This is a genomic window from Streptomyces hypolithicus (genome assembly GCF_052934925.1).
This window is the reverse complement of record NZ_CM128811.1, coordinates 721,586-738,260: the sequence shown is the minus strand read 5'-3', so window position 1 is coordinate 738,260 and position 16,675 is coordinate 721,586. Positions and strand designations below refer to the sequence as shown.

12 protein-coding genes are annotated in these 16,675 nt (G+C 66.6%); 6 read left to right on the top strand and 6 right to left on the bottom strand.

Annotation, left to right across the window (positions count from 1 at the left end):
* The first annotated feature begins 390 nt into the window (after window positions 1-390).
* Window positions 391-3,117, top strand: a complete 2,727-nt coding sequence (gene acnA / locus ACU6WZ_RS03580) for an aconitate hydratase AcnA (protein ID WP_447031675.1) — start codon at window positions 391-393, stop codon at window positions 3,115-3,117.
* Window positions 3,118-3,209: 92 nt separating this feature from the next.
* Window positions 3,210-3,494 (top strand): hypothetical protein, encoded by a 285-nt coding sequence (locus ACU6WZ_RS03575; protein WP_447031673.1) that lies wholly within the window; start codon window positions 3,210-3,212, stop codon window positions 3,492-3,494.
* On the opposite strand, the gene ACU6WZ_RS03570 is transcribed toward ACU6WZ_RS03575, so the two are convergent.
* From ACU6WZ_RS03570 to ACU6WZ_RS03545, 6 genes are all read right to left on the bottom strand, one after another.
* The gene (locus ACU6WZ_RS03570) at window positions 3,491-4,234 is read right to left on the bottom strand and encodes a glycosyltransferase (RefSeq protein ID WP_447033834.1); all 744 of its coding nucleotides are present in this window, start codon (window positions 4,232-4,234) and stop codon (window positions 3,491-3,493) included. The two genes, ACU6WZ_RS03575 and ACU6WZ_RS03570, sit on opposite strands and share 4 nt — an antisense overlap.
* A 137-nt stretch (window positions 4,235-4,371) precedes the next feature.
* Window positions 4,372-5,685, bottom strand: coding sequence for a UDP-glucose dehydrogenase family protein (locus ACU6WZ_RS03565; RefSeq protein WP_447031672.1), 1,314 nt, complete (start codon window positions 5,683-5,685; stop codon window positions 4,372-4,374).
* Between the two features lie 51 nt (window positions 5,686-5,736).
* Window positions 5,737-6,948, bottom strand: a complete 1,212-nt coding sequence (locus tag ACU6WZ_RS03560) for an MFS transporter (protein WP_447031671.1) — start codon at window positions 6,946-6,948, stop codon at window positions 5,737-5,739.
* 61 nt (window positions 6,949-7,009) lie between these two features.
* Window positions 7,010-8,851: an asparagine synthase (glutamine-hydrolyzing) gene (gene asnB / locus ACU6WZ_RS03555; RefSeq protein ID WP_447031670.1), complete on the bottom strand. Its 1,842-nt coding sequence runs from the start codon at window positions 8,849-8,851 to the stop codon at window positions 7,010-7,012.
* A 94-nt stretch (window positions 8,852-8,945) separates the two neighbouring features.
* Window positions 8,946-10,757, bottom strand: coding sequence for an NAD-dependent epimerase/dehydratase family protein (locus ACU6WZ_RS03550; RefSeq protein ID WP_447031669.1), 1,812 nt, complete (start codon window positions 10,755-10,757; stop codon window positions 8,946-8,948).
* Between the two features lie 91 nt (window positions 10,758-10,848).
* On the bottom strand, window positions 10,849-11,631 hold the full coding sequence (locus tag ACU6WZ_RS03545; RefSeq protein WP_447031667.1) for a phytanoyl-CoA dioxygenase family protein: 783 nt from the start codon (window positions 11,629-11,631) through the stop codon (window positions 10,849-10,851).
* Window positions 11,632-12,075: 444 nt separating this feature from the next.
* Here ACU6WZ_RS03545 and ACU6WZ_RS03540 point away from each other — a divergent pair, with 444 nt between their 5' ends.
* The 4 genes from ACU6WZ_RS03540 to ACU6WZ_RS03525 all read left to right on the top strand — a co-directional run bounded on the left by ACU6WZ_RS03540 (window position 12,076) and on the right by ACU6WZ_RS03525 (window position 16,615).
* Window positions 12,076-12,726: a hypothetical protein gene (locus ACU6WZ_RS03540; RefSeq protein WP_447031666.1), complete on the top strand. Its 651-nt coding sequence runs from the start codon at window positions 12,076-12,078 to the stop codon at window positions 12,724-12,726.
* A gap of 429 nt (window positions 12,727-13,155) precedes the next feature.
* Window positions 13,156-14,586, top strand: coding sequence for an N-acetylglucosamine/diacetylchitobiose ABC transporter substrate-binding protein (ngcE, locus tag ACU6WZ_RS03535; RefSeq protein WP_447031665.1), 1,431 nt, complete (start codon window positions 13,156-13,158; stop codon window positions 14,584-14,586).
* 163 nt (window positions 14,587-14,749) lie between these two features.
* Window positions 14,750-15,691 (top strand): carbohydrate ABC transporter permease, encoded by a 942-nt coding sequence (locus ACU6WZ_RS03530; RefSeq protein WP_447033832.1) that lies wholly within the window; start codon window positions 14,750-14,752, stop codon window positions 15,689-15,691.
* 21 nt (window positions 15,692-15,712) lie between these two features.
* Complete coding sequence (locus ACU6WZ_RS03525; RefSeq protein WP_447031664.1) at window positions 15,713-16,615, top strand: carbohydrate ABC transporter permease; 903 nt, start codon at window positions 15,713-15,715, stop codon at window positions 16,613-16,615.
* The last annotated feature ends 60 nt before the right edge of the window (window positions 16,616-16,675 follow it).

Below are 16,675 nucleotides of genomic sequence, written 5' to 3'. Positions count from 1 at the left end.
GTCCCCATGGGCCATGGCGAAGAACCACCCCCGGCCTGTCAGGGGCGCTGTGGCGCAGATCGCCGGATCAGGCGCTCGGGACGGGCTGGGAGAGTCGGTCTGCTGGTGCCGCAGCATCCATGACCGAGTGTGTCGTAGGTGGTAGGAGAGTGCGCCGACTGGGTTCGCTGAGTAAACGCCTCGATTGGATGAGACCGGACACCGGCGTCCAGGCATGACCGGATCGCGGCCATGTACTAGAGTTATCTCGACATCGAGATATCTGCCGAAGGCGTACCGCAGCCGCCGACTGGTAAGGGTGACCTAACTAAGTCTTACCTTAGCGGATCGGCCCGGGGTCGTGGCGGCAGGATGCGGTAGGAAACGCGCACATTGAAGAAGGAGACTGTCGTGTCGGCGAACAGCTTCGACGCCCGCAGCACGCTGCGCGTGGGCGACGAGTCGTACGAGATCTTCAAGCTGGACAAGGTCGAGGGCTCCGCGCGCCTCCCTTACAGCCTGAAGGTGCTGCTGGAGAACCTGCTCCGCACGGAGGACGGCGCGAACATCACTGCCGACCACATCCGGGCGATCGGCGGCTGGGACTCCCAGGCCCAGCCCAGCCAGGAGATCCAGTTCACGCCCGCCCGCGTGATCATGCAGGACTTCACCGGCGTGCCCTGCGTCGTCGACCTCGCCACCATGCGTGAGGCCGTCAAGGAGCTCGGTGGCGACCCGGCGAAGATCAACCCGCTGGCCCCGGCCGAGCTGGTCATCGACCACTCCGTCATCGCCGACAAGTTCGGCACCGCCAACGCGTTCCAGCAGAACGTCGAGCTGGAGTACGGCCGCAACAAGGAGCGCTACCAGTTCCTGCGCTGGGGCCAGACCGCGTTCGACGAGTTCAAGGTCGTCCCCCCGGGCACCGGCATCGTCCACCAGGTCAACATCGAGCACCTGGCCCGCACGGTCATGGTCCGTAACGGCCAGGCGTACCCCGACACCCTCGTCGGCACCGACTCGCACACCACCATGGTCAACGGCCTCGGCGTGCTCGGCTGGGGCGTCGGCGGCATCGAGGCCGAGGCCGCGATGCTCGGCCAGCCCGTCTCCATGCTCATCCCGCGCGTCGTCGGCTTCAAGCTGACCGGCGAGCTGCCGGCCGGCACCACCGCCACCGACCTGGTGCTCACGATCACCGAGATGCTCCGCAAGCACGGGGTCGTCGGCAAGTTCGTCGAGTTCTACGGTGGGGGCGTCACCGCCACCTCGCTGGCGAACCGCGCCACGATCGGCAACATGTCGCCGGAGTTCGGCTCCACCGCCGCGATCTTCCCGATCGACGACGAGACGCTGAAGTACCTGCGCCTGACCGGCCGCGACGAGCAGCAGGTCGCCCTCGTCGAGGCGTACGCCAAGGAGCAGGGCCTGTGGCTCGACCCGGCCGCCGAGCCGGACTTCTCCGAGAAGCTGGAGCTCGACCTCTCCACGGTCGTCCCCTCCATCGCCGGCCCGAAGCGCCCCCAGGACCGCATCGTCCTCGCCAACGCCGCGCAGCAGTTCGCGCAGGACGTACGCAACTACGTCGTCGACGACGAGGAGGCGGGCAAGGAGTCCTTCCCGGCCTCCGACGCCCCCGCCTCCCGCAACGGCGTACCGACGAAGCCGACCACCGTCACCGCCCCCGACGGTTCGACGTACGAGATCGACCACGGCGCCGTCACCGTCGCCGCGATCACCTCCTGCACCAACACCTCGAACCCCTACGTCATGGTCGCCGCCGCGCTCGTGGCCAAGAAGGCGGTCGAGAAGGGCCTTACCCGCAAGCCGTGGGTCAAGACCACCCTCGCGCCGGGCTCGAAGGTCGTCACCGACTACTTCGACAAGGCGGGCCTGACCCCGTACCTCGACAAGGTCGGCTTCAACCTCGTCGGCTACGGCTGCACCACCTGCATCGGCAACTCGGGCCCGCTGCCCGAAGAGGTCTCGAAGGCGGTCAACGAGCACGACCTGGCCGTGACCTCGGTTCTCTCGGGCAACCGCAACTTCGAGGGCCGCATCAACCCCGACGTCAAGATGAACTACCTGGCCTCCCCGCCGCTGGTCGTCGCGTACGCCATCGCGGGCTCCATGAAGGTGGACATCACCAAGGACGCGCTCGGCATCGACACCGAGGGCAAGCCGGTCCACCTCGCCGACATCTGGCCCACCGAGGCCGAGGTCAACGACGTCGTGGCGAACTCCATCGGCGAGGACATGTTCAACAAGTCCTACGCCGACGTCTTCGCGGGCGACGCCCAGTGGCAGGCGCTGGAGATCCCCACCGGCAACACCTTCGAGTGGGACAGCGAGTCGACGTACGTCCGCAAGCCCCCGTACTTCGAGGGCATGACGATGGAGACGACCCCGGTCGAGGACATCGCCGGTGCGCGCGTCCTCGCCAAGCTGGGCGACTCAGTCACCACCGACCACATCTCCCCGGCCGGTGCCATCAAGGCCGACACCCCGGCCGGCCAGTACCTCACCGAGCACGGCGTCGAGCGCCGTGACTTCAACAGCTACGGCTCGCGCCGAGGCAACCACGAAGTCATGATCCGCGGCACCTTCGCCAACATCCGCCTGCGCAACCAGATCGCGCCGGGCACCGAGGGCGGCTTCACCCGCGACTTCACCGTCGAGGACGGCCCGGTGTCGTACATCTACGACGCCTCGCAGAACTACCAGGCCGCCGGCACCCCGCTGGTCATCCTGGCGGGCAAGGAGTACGGTTCGGGCTCGTCCCGCGACTGGGCCGCCAAGGGCACCGCGCTCCTCGGCGTCAAGGCCGTCATCGCCGAGTCGTACGAGCGCATCCACCGCTCGAACCTCATCGGCATGGGCGTCCTGCCGCTCCAGTACCCGGAGGGCGCCTCGGCCGAGGCCCTGGGGCTGACCGGCGAGGAGACCTTCTCCATCACGGGCGTCACCGGCCTCAACGACGGCGGCATCCCGGCCACGCTGGCGGTCAAGGCCGTCAGCCCGGCCGGCGAGAGCGTCGAGTTCGACGCGAAGCTGCGCATCGACACCCCCGGCGAGGCGGACTACTACCGCAACGGCGGCATCCTGCAGTACGTCCTGCGCTCGCTGATCCGCAGCTGACCCCGCGTCACAGCACAGCGCGCCGGCCGGCCGTCACCCCGTCACGGGGTGGCGGCCGGCCATGTTGTTCCCGGCTCCTTAAGCTGCGCGCCATGGACCTCGACAGTGATCTGTACGAGCTGGACCGCGACGCACTCGTCACCGAGGCGAAGCGGCTGCGCGCCGGCATCCGCGCCCACCGGGACAGTTCGGGGCACGACCTGTGCTGGCACCACCCCCAGCTCTGGGACCTGTTGCCCGAGCCCACCGAACCCGAGGTGGCCGTGCCGCCCTGGCCCCGGTTCCTGCGCGGATGCGTCCGCTACCGGGAGTCCCTGGACCGCCAACTCCCGGACGCGCCCGTGCACGACCGGGAGTACGGCGACACACCTGGCTAGGACGGGTGCTGCGTGTGACGGGGGCGGCGGAGAGGACGGGGCGCAACGGATTGAACGGCGCACCGGCACACTCCCTTGTTCAGCGCAGCCAGCTGTTCGCCATGGCGGTATGCGAACTGCCTGGCACGGGACTCCATCAGCGGATAGCTGGGGTCGGCCGTCATCTGCGTGGGATGCTTTCTGTAGTGGTAGACGACGGCCGGTAGGAGAGCGCCGTGGGCGGCGCCGGTAACACCGACCAGGTAGGTGTAGTCCTCACCTTGCGGTAGCGCCGAATAGCCACCGCTTCCGCGAATGATGTCCGTACGCGCGAGCAGCGTAGTGGGGCCGAGCGGGATAGTGGCTTCCGGCGACGGCCAGTACCGCCACACATCGCCGGGGGCGTGGAAACCCGGCGGAGTCGAGCATCGCCACGTCGATGTCGAACCGTCCGGAAACAAGTCCGCCGACCAGCCCGCGCACCATCCGAGGTCATGAGCACGGACGTTCGCCAGGCGGACCGACAACGACCCCTGGGGCAGGAGGTCATCGTCGTCTGCTGTGGTGCACCACTGCGCGGAGACCTCGTTCAGTGCGAAGTTCCGCACAGCGCCGGCACCAACGGCCCGGGGTAAGTCGATCAATCGGATTCGGGGATCACTCCGAAGCCCGACGGGTAGCTCGGAGATCGGAACGCCATCGAGGGCCAAGATCCACTCCCACGAGACGTCCTGCCCGCACAGGCTCTCGTAAAGCTCCATCAAGTAGGGCCGCCGCTCAGGCCTCAGGCGGGTCGGCGTGATGACAGCAACGTCGGCATGCGCAATGGGCACAGTGGACAGCTTCTTCCTCAGAGCAATTGAGCAACGAACCGAGCCAGACCGGGTACCGCGCCGGGTCAGAGGCGGCCCAGAGCCCGGTAATGCCACCCGGCTGCCCGCCAGGCAGCCGGGTCAAGCGCGTTGCGACCATCGACAACATGGCGAGCTGCAACCACCGCGCCGAGCTCTTCGGGGTCGAGATCCACGAACTCCCGCCACTCGGTCAGGAGCAACACGACGTGTGCCCCGCGAGCCGCCTCTGTCGCCGAGGTGGCGTAGCTCAGCTCGGGGTACTTCTTACGGGCATTGTCCAGCGCGGCCGGGTCGTACACGGACACCAACCCGCCCTGCCGTTCGATCGCCGTTGCCACGTCGAGGGCGGGCGAATCACGGATATCGTCGGAGTTCGGCTTGAAGGCCGCACCGAGGACCGCCACGCTGCAGCCGCGCAACGATCCGCCCGCAAGCTCGCGAGCGAGGTCCACTGTCCGGGCACGGCGGCGCACGTTGATCGCGTCCACCTCGCGCAGGAACGTCAACGCCTGGCCGGCTCCCAGCTCATCGGCGCGAGCCATGAAGGCACGGATGTCCTTGGGCAGGCAGCCACCGCCGAACCCAAGTCCCGCGTTCAGGAAACGCCCGCCGATACGGTCGTCGTAGGAGAGGGCTTTGGCCAGCAGCACTACGTCCGCATGGGCAGCTTCACACACCTCGGCCATGGCGTTGATGTAAGAAATCTTCGTGGCCAGGAAGGCATTCGCGGCGACCTTGACGAGCTCAGCGGTCGCGAAATCGGTTACCACGAAGGGGATTTCGCCGAGCGGATCGTAAATCTCGCGAAGCACCATCTCGGCGTGTTCAGTGCGGACGCCGAGGACGATGCGGTCAGGGCCCAGAGTGTCCTTGACGGCGAATCCCTCACGCAGGAACTCGGGGTTCCATGCCAAGTCGACATTCTCACCGGCAGGCGCAAGATGCCGCAGCTTGTCGGCCAGCCGTTCCGCCGAACCGACGGGAACGGTGGACTTGCCAACGACAAGGCACTCCCTCTTCAGGTACGGCGCCAAGGCCTCAACGGCTGCGTCGAGTTGCGAAACGTCGGCCGCGTACTCGCCCTTCTTCTGCGGCGTGCCGAGGCACAGAAAATGTACGTCGCCGAACTCGGCAGCCTCCTGATAGGAGGTGGTGAAGCGCAGGCTGCCGGAGTCCAGGCCCCGGCGCAGCAGCTCATCCAGCCCTTCCTCATGGATGGGGAGATCGCCGTTGTTGAGCTGATGAACCTTGTCCGCGTCGATGTCCAGACCCAGGACCTCGTAGCCGAGATCAGCCATGCACGCAGCGTGCGTGATTCCAAGATATCCGCTCCCGATCACCGTCATGCGGTACCGCATGTGCAATCTCCTGTCCTTTGATAGTCGAGTCCGGTTCTGGACGTGCCACGATCACTCCGAGGCGCGAGGGAGGCGGCGGATGGGGGGAACGATGATCAGTGCGACGGCGCAGCAGAAGCTGATCAGGGTCGCGATCAGCAGGAGCTGGTGGACGCCGAAGAGCGAGCTGGCGGGGCCGGAGATCGCCTGGCCGAACGGGACGGCCAGGATCGAGCCGGCGACCTCGTAGGCGGCCACCCGGTTGAGCCGGTCCTCGGGGATCTGGGTCTGCACGCTGGTGGCCCACTGGACGCCCCAGAACGCCCAGCCGAGCCCGCTCAGCCCGTACCCGAGCATGAGCAGCGGCAGGTCGGGGACCAAGGCCGCCGCCAGCGGCATCATCGGGAACAGAAACATCGCGACCCCGCCGGCGAGGAGTGGACGGGGTGGGCGCATCCGGAGCGCGACCAGGCCGCCGAGGATGCAGCCGGCCCCGAACGCGCTCTCGGCGTAGCCGAACGCGGCCTTGCCATGCGCGTCGATGATGGAGACCGCGCCCAGCGGCGTGATCGGGCCCCAGACGAACACACCCAGCACCCACCAGATGAGGATGACGCCCCACAGCCAGGACCGGGACCGGAACTCGTCCCAGCCGGTACGCAGGTTCGCGAGCGTGGAGGCCGACCGGTCGACCGTGAACTTGGGAAGCCGCAGCGCCACCAGGCAGATCCCGCTGACAGCGAAGGTGGCCGCGTCGACCACGAACACCGAGGCCGCCGAGGTGGTGGCGACGAGCACCCCGGCGAGCGCGGGCCCGGCCATCGTGGAGATCCCCTGGCTCACCCGCAGCACCCCGTTGGCCTGCTGCGGGTCGGCAGCGACCTGTGGCACCAGGCTGGTGAGACCCGGCTGGAACATCGCGGTCGCGACCCCGCCGAGCAGCGCCCCGCCGATGATGAACCACAGCGGCGGGTGGCCGAGCCAGAGATAGGCCGCGAGCGAGCCCTGGATCAGACACCGGACCGCGTCCGCGCCGATCATCTGCGGCCGGGGGTGGAACCGGTCCGCGAACACCCCGCCGAACACGACGAAGAGGGCGAACGCCCCCATCCAGGCGCCGAGGGCGAACCCGACCCCGTTCACCCCGTACCCGAGCGAGAGCATCGCGACCGCCATCGCGACCGGGATCATCGTGTCGCCCAGCATCGACATGATGCGGGCGGTGAAATAGAGGCTGAAGTTCCGGGTCCAGAGGCGAGACGGCGCGGCTACGGACAAGACCATTCGGGCATCCTTCTAGAAGTCCGGGTGTCGGACAGCTATGTACGGGGGGCTCCGCGGAGGCTCAGAGGTCCATCCGCACACCGTAGGTCCGCAGCCAACTCTCCATCTGAAGCGCTGTTTCCAGAGCCGCCCTGCTCACCCCGTCCTCCAGCGCGGCTGCTCCTCTCTTTCCCACCGCCTCCTTGAGCTCGGCCGACAGCAGCGGAGCGATCGGGCTCTCCGGCGTGCGGACGACGTCCACCAGGCGGTCTCGGAGCACCTTGTCGTAGGCGCCGGACCGGAGATTGGGGTAAGGAGTCTTGACCCGAAGGGCCACCGATTCCGGGAGCAGGCCCTTCATCGCCGCGCGCAGCAGGCTCTTCTCCCTGCCGTCGAAACTCTTCATGGCCCACGGGACGTTGAAGGTGTACTCGACGAGCCGGGGGTCGGCGAACGGGATCCTGATCTGGAGCCCGGCTGCCATGCCCAGCCGATCGAGGCGGTCGAACAGCACCCGGGTGTGCCGGGTGTGCGCGAGGTAGGTGACCTCCCGGTAGCGGGCCTCGGTCGGGTTGTCGATGTGGTCGGCCGCAGCGATCTCCGCGACCGCGGTGCTGTGGCTGTCCCGCTCGTACGTGGCCAGGTCGAGCTTGGCGAGAAGGCCTGATTCGAAGACGACACCATTGCCCCGGAAGCGCGGCCTGCCTTCCTCCACCCAGGGGAACGTGGGGCACGAGACCCATTCGGGGAGGCGGTTCCAGTTGTATCCGCCGAATACGTCGTCGCCGCACTCCCCGGAGAAGGCGACAGAGGCGTGCCGCCGCGCCGCGCCGAACAGCGTGAGCAGCGAGGCGTACTGATCGCCCTTGTTGATGGGCAGGTCGTAGGCGGCAAGGACGGACGCCCGCAACGCCGGATCGAGTAGGTCGAGTCCGTTGAGCGACAGCTCGCTGTGGTCCGTTCCGACGTGCTCCGCCAGCAACCGCGCATAGATGTGGTCTTCGTTGCCGTGCGTACCGGCCTTGGCTGAGGGGTCGTGGTCGTTGACCGCCAGGGAGTGGATCGTGCCCAGCTCCCGGCTACGGGCCACGTGGGCCGCAAGCGCGGTAAGAGAACTGGAATCCAGACCTCCCGAAAGCAGGGACATCGGGGGCACGTCGGCCACCATCTGCTGGGTGACGATGGATTCGAGCATGTCGCGGACGGTGCTGATGGTCTGATCGAGCGTGTCCGTGTGTTCCGCTACCTGCAGTCTCCAATATCGGTGCTCGACCGCGCCCGACCGGGATACCCGCACGGTGGCACCCGGAAGAACCTCCTGCATACCGCGGAAGACCGCGTGCCCGGGCACCCTGGCGACCGAGAGGATGTCACGGAGCCCATCAGTGTCCAGAACCGCCTGGAAGCCAGGGTGGGCGAGGATCGCCTTGGGCTCGGAGCCGAAGAGCACTCCGGCGGGAGTCGGTGCGTAGAACAGCGGCTTCACGCCCATCCGGTCACGGACCAGAAGGAGCTCCTGCCGGCCTGCGTCCCAGAGGGCGAACCCGTAGATGCCCTCAAGTCGTGTGACGAAGTCGGACCCCCACTCCAGGTATGCGTGGAGAATCACCTCGGCTTCGGTTCTGGCTTTGAAGTCATGTCCCAGGGAGCGGAGTTGAGCACGCAGCTCGTGGGAGTTGTAGGTCTCACCGCTGAAGGACAGGACGGCACGCGGCCCGGATCCGTCCTCGAGGACCATGGGCAGGCTTCCGTCTTCGGACTCGCCGACACGCCGGAGTCGGTGCCCCAACGCGGCGTGCTCCGACAACCAGAGGCCCTCGGCGTCCGGACCGCGCCGGGCCATCGTGGCCGTCATGGCTCGTACGACATCCCGCTCTTGTGCCACATTGCGTGAGAAGTCGACCCAGCCAGCTATACCGGACATTGAGGTACTCCTTGGAAAGTTGGTGAGAGGTGGGCTGCTCACAGGCCGCTCGGGGTGCGCATCAGGCTGCGCACCCCGAGCGTCGAGTGTCTGCCTACTGGACGGTGTAGTCGCCGTGAATGTCGCAGGCGTACCACTGGGCCAGGGCCCGCATGCCCTCGCAGACCGGGGCCGAGCCGCGCCAGCGGAGTTCGGATTCGATCAGCTCCGTCACCATGGTCCACCGTTCCGCCTCGTGCTCGCTCTGTTCCCAGGGCGTACGGCGCGAGGCGTCGGAGAGCAGCCCGGCAAGCTCCTCCTCCGTATAGGTCGCCGAGGCCACGTTGAACACCGCCTTGGCCGGCGGTGCGGCCAGGACGGTGCCGATCGCGTCGGCCATGTCCCGGTAGTCAAGGACCTGGTGCATCCCCTGCGGGTTGAGGGAGAGAGGGCGGCGCGTCCATGCCAGGTGGACCCACTGCACGGGTGTGCCGTCGGGGGCGTGCGGCCCGACCGGGTCGGCAAGTCGCAGCACCTGCACGGTGATCCCGCTCCGCTCGCCCCATTGACGGCATCGTTCCTCCTCGCGCCACCACTCCAGGGCGACCGGGTCACTGGGCGGCTGCGCCAACGCCTGCTCCGTCACGGCCTGTTCGCCGCTGCCGCGGTAGACCGCCGCAGAACCGGCGTAGACCAGCCGCTCCACCCCCGCCTTCTCCGCGGCCGTCAGCACGTCGTCCAGCAGTTGTCCGCCGTCAGCAGGGCTGCCCAGGTGCACTACGTGCGAGACACCGTCCAGCTGAGAGGCTTCCGGCAAGCCCGGCAGATGGTCGGCGTGGCGGCCCAGGTCGCCCAGCAACCGCGCCAACTGGCGGCCGAAGCCGCTTTCGCCTCCCGTGACGGTGACCCGGGCGCCGGGCGCGGGGTCCGTCGGACGTACGCCGAGACGCCCTGCCTTGCGCCCTTCTTCCAGCGCGGCCAACGCCAGGTCCCGCACCTGAGGGGCCATGCCGAGCAGTTCGTCGGCGGTGAACTCCTCGCACAGACCGCCGGATCCCAGCGTCTCCATCACCGCAGCCGCCACCGACGGCTCCGGCTCCGGCTCGTCGGCCGTGACGGCGCCGATGGCGAATCCTGTCTCCCACACGGCCAGGCTCACCCGCTCGGCAAGAGGGAAAGGCTCGGCGGCGTCGAAGGCTGTTCGACAGCGATCGAGGAGTCCAACGCGCCGCAGGTACCGGGCCGTCTCCATGTACTCCCACTCCGCCCCGTCCTGGACCGCGCAGCGGGCATCGCCGTACTGGTAGAACGGCACGACCGGGAACCGGGGGCAGTCGTATGGCGACTCAACTGCCCCCTCGGTGAACAGCGTTGCCTGGCGGAAGCCGTGGTAGCTGTTGCCGGCGAGGCTGGGCAGGTCGTCATGCTGCACTGTGCTGGGCGTGCAGAACCGCACGGGGATTCCGAGGGCGTTGAGGTAGCGCTGCATCACTACGTCGTAGGGCCAGCCCTCACCGTGCTCTTCCTGGAAGCGTGCGTACCCCCGGGCCACTTCGGCGGGAAGCATCAGTGCTTGGCACGGCACGTGCTCCTGGAGGGTGTACGCCCACTGCGCTCCGGTCAGCGCCGCGAGGCGTGCCACGGCACCGTTGCGGGCTTCCCAACCGGCGTAAAAGGAGATCGCCTCGTGCGGGACCGCCGCCGCAGCGCGCTCGGCGTGCTCGTAGAACCCTTCGGCCAGCAGCACGTCGTCCTGCAGTACCAGATGGTGCGTGACGTCCGGCTCCACACAGTCCCAGGACAGCGGCGCGACGCGCAGTGCTGTCGGCCGCCCCTCGGGCTCGGGGTCCACCACCACCTGTACCCGGCTTCGTACATCGGCGTCGGCGAGGAGCTGGGCCTCCTCCAAGCGCTTGGGATGCGTCATCACCGCACCGCTCAACCGCACTGGACGACTCACGGGATCCATAGCAATACCTCGCAGGAGTAATCGGTGATCGGAATGGCCGGAGGGTGGTTCAGTTACCGGAGGCATCGGCGTTCGCATTGCGCACCATGCGCTCGTTGTTCTCGAGCCCGTGATCCATGCCCTGCTCCCGCTCGAGCCGAATCATTTCGGCGGGACGGTAGTTGAGGATGTACGCGCGGCGGACCCGGTCCGTTGTGTTGCCGCGGGAGTAGTGGAGCGTGCCACCCGCGTGCGCGATGCTGTCTCCCGGCGACACGTGCACCGCAGTCGCACCGGGCTCGTCCTCGGAGCAGTCGCACTCGATGTTCTTGCCGTCGCTGGTCGGGTGGTGCGGGCGCAGGGGCAGCTTGTGCGATCCCCGGACGTACCACATACAGCCACTGTCCGGAACGGCCTCGTCCAGTGCCACCCAGATCGAGACTGCCTGGGTGTCAGGCAGGTCGATCCAGTAGGCCGCGTCCTGGTGCCACGGGGTCGGCACCCCGGTGTGCGGAGCCTTGTGGATCAGCATGTCGAAGTCCAGCGTGGCGTCGTCGCCGATCAGCTCGCGGGCCATCGCCAGAGCCCGGGAGTGCAGCGGCAGATCCAGTAGCGGCTTGTACAGCGCGGAGGGCCACATGATCTGAGTGATGTTCTCCCGGACCCCCTCCTGGCGCGGGGCATGGGAACCGAGATCGGAGCGCTTGTCTCCGCTTTCAATCTCACCGCTCAAGAAGCGGTCATATATGTCTCGATATACTTCGACCTCTTCCATGGAGAGCAGTGACCCGGTCAAGGCGAACCCGTCCTGCCGGAACGCCTGCGCCTGTTCGAGATTAGCGCTCACTGTCATAGCGAAACCTTTCCCATTGATTGTCGCCTGGCTTTGCCGACTTTTTGCCCAGCAAGGGGCCGGCCTTGGGTGAGAGCGGAGACAGCAACAACGCCCATGTGTGGTGATTGCGACGAATCAAGGACGTGAGTCTGGACCTGGGCCGCCTCATCGGGACCCAGTCCCGTCAGGGGGCGGGAATTCATGCCATTCCCAGGACATCCCCACCCAGCCTGCAGTCCCCCATTGGCCTGTCGGGCTTCGCGACGTCGGCAATCTATGGGAAGGCTTCCGTGACGGTCAAGAAGTTTGATCTGGGACCCGGATGTCATGACGGGCAATCAGTTCCGTCTGTACCAATACGTCCTGACGTTAAGTCAGTTCTGCTGTGCATAAGATCTGCTGCGACCTCATCGCCCCGCAGGTCGCCGACCGCTGGTGAAACCGCTGCCGAAGGAGCCCACAATGAATGTCCACGAGACCGTCTCGGAGCACGGACTGACGGTGCGAGTCCAGCATCGCCGGAACCCGTACGACTACCTGCTCGGCGACAAGGATCTCGACGCGCTGCTGTTGGACCTCGGGCTGAGGCGCGCAGCGAGCGTCTGGCGCAACCACATAGCCGCCCCTTCTGCGGCGCCCCGCGGAGGCTACGGCCGGGCGTGCATGGGCTTCGTCCTCATGGACCCTACGGCGGGGTCCTGGGTGCCCAATGAGCTTGCGGTGCTGGGGATCGTCACCATCGGGGAGGGCGGGCACAAGTTTCTGCCGAACGCCGCCGCCAAGGCCGCCGGTCATCGGCGGCTCGGTCGCAACTACGGTGAAGCGGTCCTCGTCGACCCCCACCTGTGCGGCAGTGCCGGCTTTCGCTACGGACACTCTGCCGAGGTGCGGGGACAGATCGTCGGGGCGAGCTCGCAGAGCCCGGACCAGGACCTCTTCGAGGCCGGACGGCTGGCCAACGACTTCGTCAACGCCATCACCGAAAGGCAGGTCGCGTGGGAGGAACGCGTAGGCCCGGGGGACTGGCTCGCCGACAACGGCGTACCCCACCAGGAGTACCTCGACATGGTGAGCTCCTTCGCCCCGGCGGTATCCGCGCCGGGGACCGTCTGACCGGATCCAGCAGCGGAGCCCGACGTGGTCTGCGCCGGGCTTCGTTTCGCCGTCCGTGCCGGAGATCCTGGACAACGTTGTCGCGCGGGTCCAACAGGGGCCGGTGGGGAGCCAAGCCGCCGACGGCGTCAGCCGCACGGACGACTACGTGTGCGTTGCAGGTATCCGCGAGGTCTCAACTCGGGAAAGACTGCCGCCCAAACCTGCTCTCGATCTTGCCCACTTGGCCTGAAGTGGACTATACCTGTCGGCGTCCGCACAGCCGCTTTGTTGTCGCGGACCCGGGGGGACGGGGATCAGTCCGTGTGCCTCCTGCAACTCAGCACGAACCAGCGTCATTCGACCGCGGTGCGGTGCCCTTCGCCTAGGCGAATACAGACGGGCGACCGGTAACGCCGCCTGAGTCCTGGAGAAGGCGAGGACTTGAGCATGGAATCCACCAGCGTCAACCGTCGTGGTGTGATGAAGAGGGCGGCAGCCGTCGGTCTTCTCGCGGTGCCCGCAGTCGGAGTTCTCAGTTCCTGCGCCAGCGGTGGCGGCGGCGAGAACAAGGCCGAAAAGGGCAAGAAGTCCGCGAAGAACCCGCTCGGAGTGAAGGAAGACGCCGGCCTGGCCGTCTACATCTTCAATGGCGGTTACGAGGACAAGTATGCCAAGTTCGTGACCGACATGTATGCGGAGAAGTACCCCAAGTCCAAGCCGCAGCAGAAGGCCACGGAGAAGATCGCCACTCAGCTCCAGCCGAAGATCGCCCGGGGCAACCCGACGGCGGATGTCATCAACAACTCCGGCGCGGACAACATGAACATCGGCAAGCTCGTGAAGAACGAGCAGGTCGCCGATCTCGCCGAGCTGCTCGACGCGCCCTCGTGGGACGACCCGAGCGTCAAGGTGCGCGACACGCTCGTCCCCGGCATGCAGGAGATGGGTGCCTTCGGCACCGACGGCTGCTACCAGCTCAACATCGCGACGACGGTGTACGGCAACTGGTACTCCAAGAGGCTGCTCGAGGACGAGCTGGAGGCCGAGTACCCCACGACGTGGGACGAGATGCTCGCCGTCTGCCGGAAGGCGAAGGCCAAGGGTATCCACGGCTGGAGCTACCCCGGCGGACACCCCCGCTACATGCTCTTCAGCATGTACGCGATGTTCGCCCAGGCCGGCGGGCGCGAGGTGCTGGAAGCGATGGACTACCTGGAGCCCAACGCCTGGAAGCACGACGCGGTGAAGTCCGTATTCGAGGCGTTCGAGGAAATCGTCGCCAAGAAGTACGTACTCACTGGCTTCGACGGCACCGAGGCGCACACCGAGATGCAGACCGCCTGGACCAAGGGCAACTGCGTCTTCGTACCCAACGGCTCCTGGGTGGAGAACGAGGCCAAGGACACCACCCCCAAGGGCTTCCAGATGACGGTGGGAGCCACGCCCTCGCTCGACAAGGGCGACGCCATGCCGTTCGGCACCCTCTACTCCCCGCCCGGCGAACCCTTCATCGTCCCGGCGAAGGCCCAGAACGTACAGGGCGGCCTGGAATGGCTGCGGATGATGTACAGCAAGAAGGCGGCCCAGAACCTGTTCAAGGAAGTCTCATCGATTCCCGTGGTCAAGGGTGCGATCGACGGAATGGCGCTGCCTCCCGGGGTTGACAGCGCGCAGAAGGCCATCACGGCTGCCGGTGACAACATCGTGATCCCCTTCTTCAAGGAGTGGTACGCGGAGCTCTTCGCCGAGGACTTCGACGGCGTCATGGGCAAGTTCATGTTGGGCGACATGTCGCCGAAGCAGGCCATGGACGCCATGCAGAAGGCGTCCGACCGAGTCGCCAAGGACCCCGACATCAGCAAGATCAAGAAGGCCTGATCCAGCACGGAACTGAGCACCTGGCACGTGTACCAGCGGGTTGAAGCGGAGCGGTGTGAAAACTGGCACACGGGTGGACAAGCCTCCACCCTCGAAGGCGGGGTCCGACCGGACGCGCGAACTGTCCGCGCCCAGCCGGCTATTGTTCGTCGCGGCGGTTCTCCTGCCGCCCCGGTTCACTCCCGAGCGTGTTCGGTACGACCGCAGATACCGCACACTCGACAAGTACCGGTTCATTGTCGGTTTTCTGACTCTGCCTCTCGTGTTCTACGGGGTATTCGTCATCTCGCCCTTCATTCAGGCGATCTACTATTCGTTCACCGACTGGTCCGGTGGCCCGGTGGCGAACTTCATCGGCTTCGGCAACTACGAAAAGATGTGGAACGACGAGCGGTTCTGGGAATCCATGACCACCAGCCTCTCGCTGCTGGTCATTGCCCCACTCGTGACGCTCGTACTGGGCATGTTCTTCGCCTACATGATCACCGCGGGCGGGCGGCACCGCAGGGGCCAGGCCATCGCGGGCGTCGCCGGATCGTCGTTCTACAAAGTCGTCTACTTCTTCCCGCAGGTCCTCTCCGTCGCCATCATCGCTGTGGTCTGGGGACGGGTCTTCAATACCAACAGCGGTCTGCTCAACGGCGCACTGGGAGCCGTTGGGGTCGACGGCCCCGCCTGGCTGGGCGGGCAGCACAGCCTCGCCCTCATCGCGACGCTCACCGTGCTGTGCTGGAGCTTTGTCGGCTTCTACGTCGTGCTGTTCAATGCGGCGATGGGGGCCATACCGAAAGACATCTACGAGGCCGCGCTCCTTGACGGCGCGGGCCGGGGCAAGACCTTCTTCGGGGTCACCCTCCCGTTGATCTTTGACACCGTGCGCACCGGCTGGATCTACATGGGCATCCAGGCGCTGGACTCCTTCGCGATCGTCCTCGTGATGATGCCCAGGCACGCCCTGAAGGTCACCCCGGTCTTTCTCTACGAACGGTTCCGTGACGGCCAGTTCGGCTATGCCACCTCCATCGGTGTCGTGCTCCTCGTCCTCAGCGTGGTGTTCTCGTTGATCATCATGCGGGTCGGGAACCGCGACCGGATCGAATACTGAGACCGCGGGAGCCACAGGACCATGACCACACTGGAGACCGCCGCCCGCACCGATGGGCCCGCACCGGCCGGCCGGAAGATCACCGGGGCGGGCACGGAAGGCGCCGCCCTCAACGTCTTCTCGCACGCCTTCCTCGTTCTGTGGGTGGTGATGGCGGCGGGCCCGTTGATCTGGGTGGCGATGACGGCGTTCCGTTCGTCGGGGGAGATCCTCAGCGATCCGATGGGCTTTCCGGTGTCGCTGCACTGGGAGAACTTCACCCATGCGTGGACCGAGGCGAATATCGGCCGCTACGCGCTCAACTCGCTGGTCATTCTTGCGGGTTCGCTGACCGGAACCATGCTGCTGGGGTCGATGGCGGCCTATGTGATCGCCCGCTTCACCTTTCCGGGCAACCGGTTCGTCTTCCTGCTGTTCGCGGGCGGAATGATGTTCCCCGTCATCCTCGCGCTCGTCCCGCTGTTCGCGGTCATGGAGAACTTCGGGCTGCTCGACACCAGGCCGGGCCTGATCATCGCGTACATCGCGTACTCGCTGCCCTTCACCACCTTCTTTCTCACCTCCTTCTTCCGTACGCTGCCGGTCGGCGTGCAGGAGGCGGCGATGGTCGACGGGGCCTCGCACACACGCACGTTCTTCCAGATCATGATGCCGATGGCCAAGCCGGGCCTGGTCAGCATCGGCATCTTCAACTTCCTGGGCCAGTGGAACCAGTACCTGCTTCCGCTGCTGCTCAACAACGAGGACGAGAGCAGTTACGTGCTGCCGCAGGGACTCGCCTCGCTGGCCATCTCGCAGGGCTACCGGGGCGACTGGGGCGCGCTCTTCGCGGGTCTGACGATCGCGATGCTCCCGGTCCTTGTCGTCTACGCGGTCTTCCAGCGTCAGGTGCAGGCGGGCCTGACCGCCGGCGCCCTGAAGTGACCTTACCGATGTCGAAGGGTTGAACAGCATGAGGAATCGAGTCATGGCCACCGGTGCGGC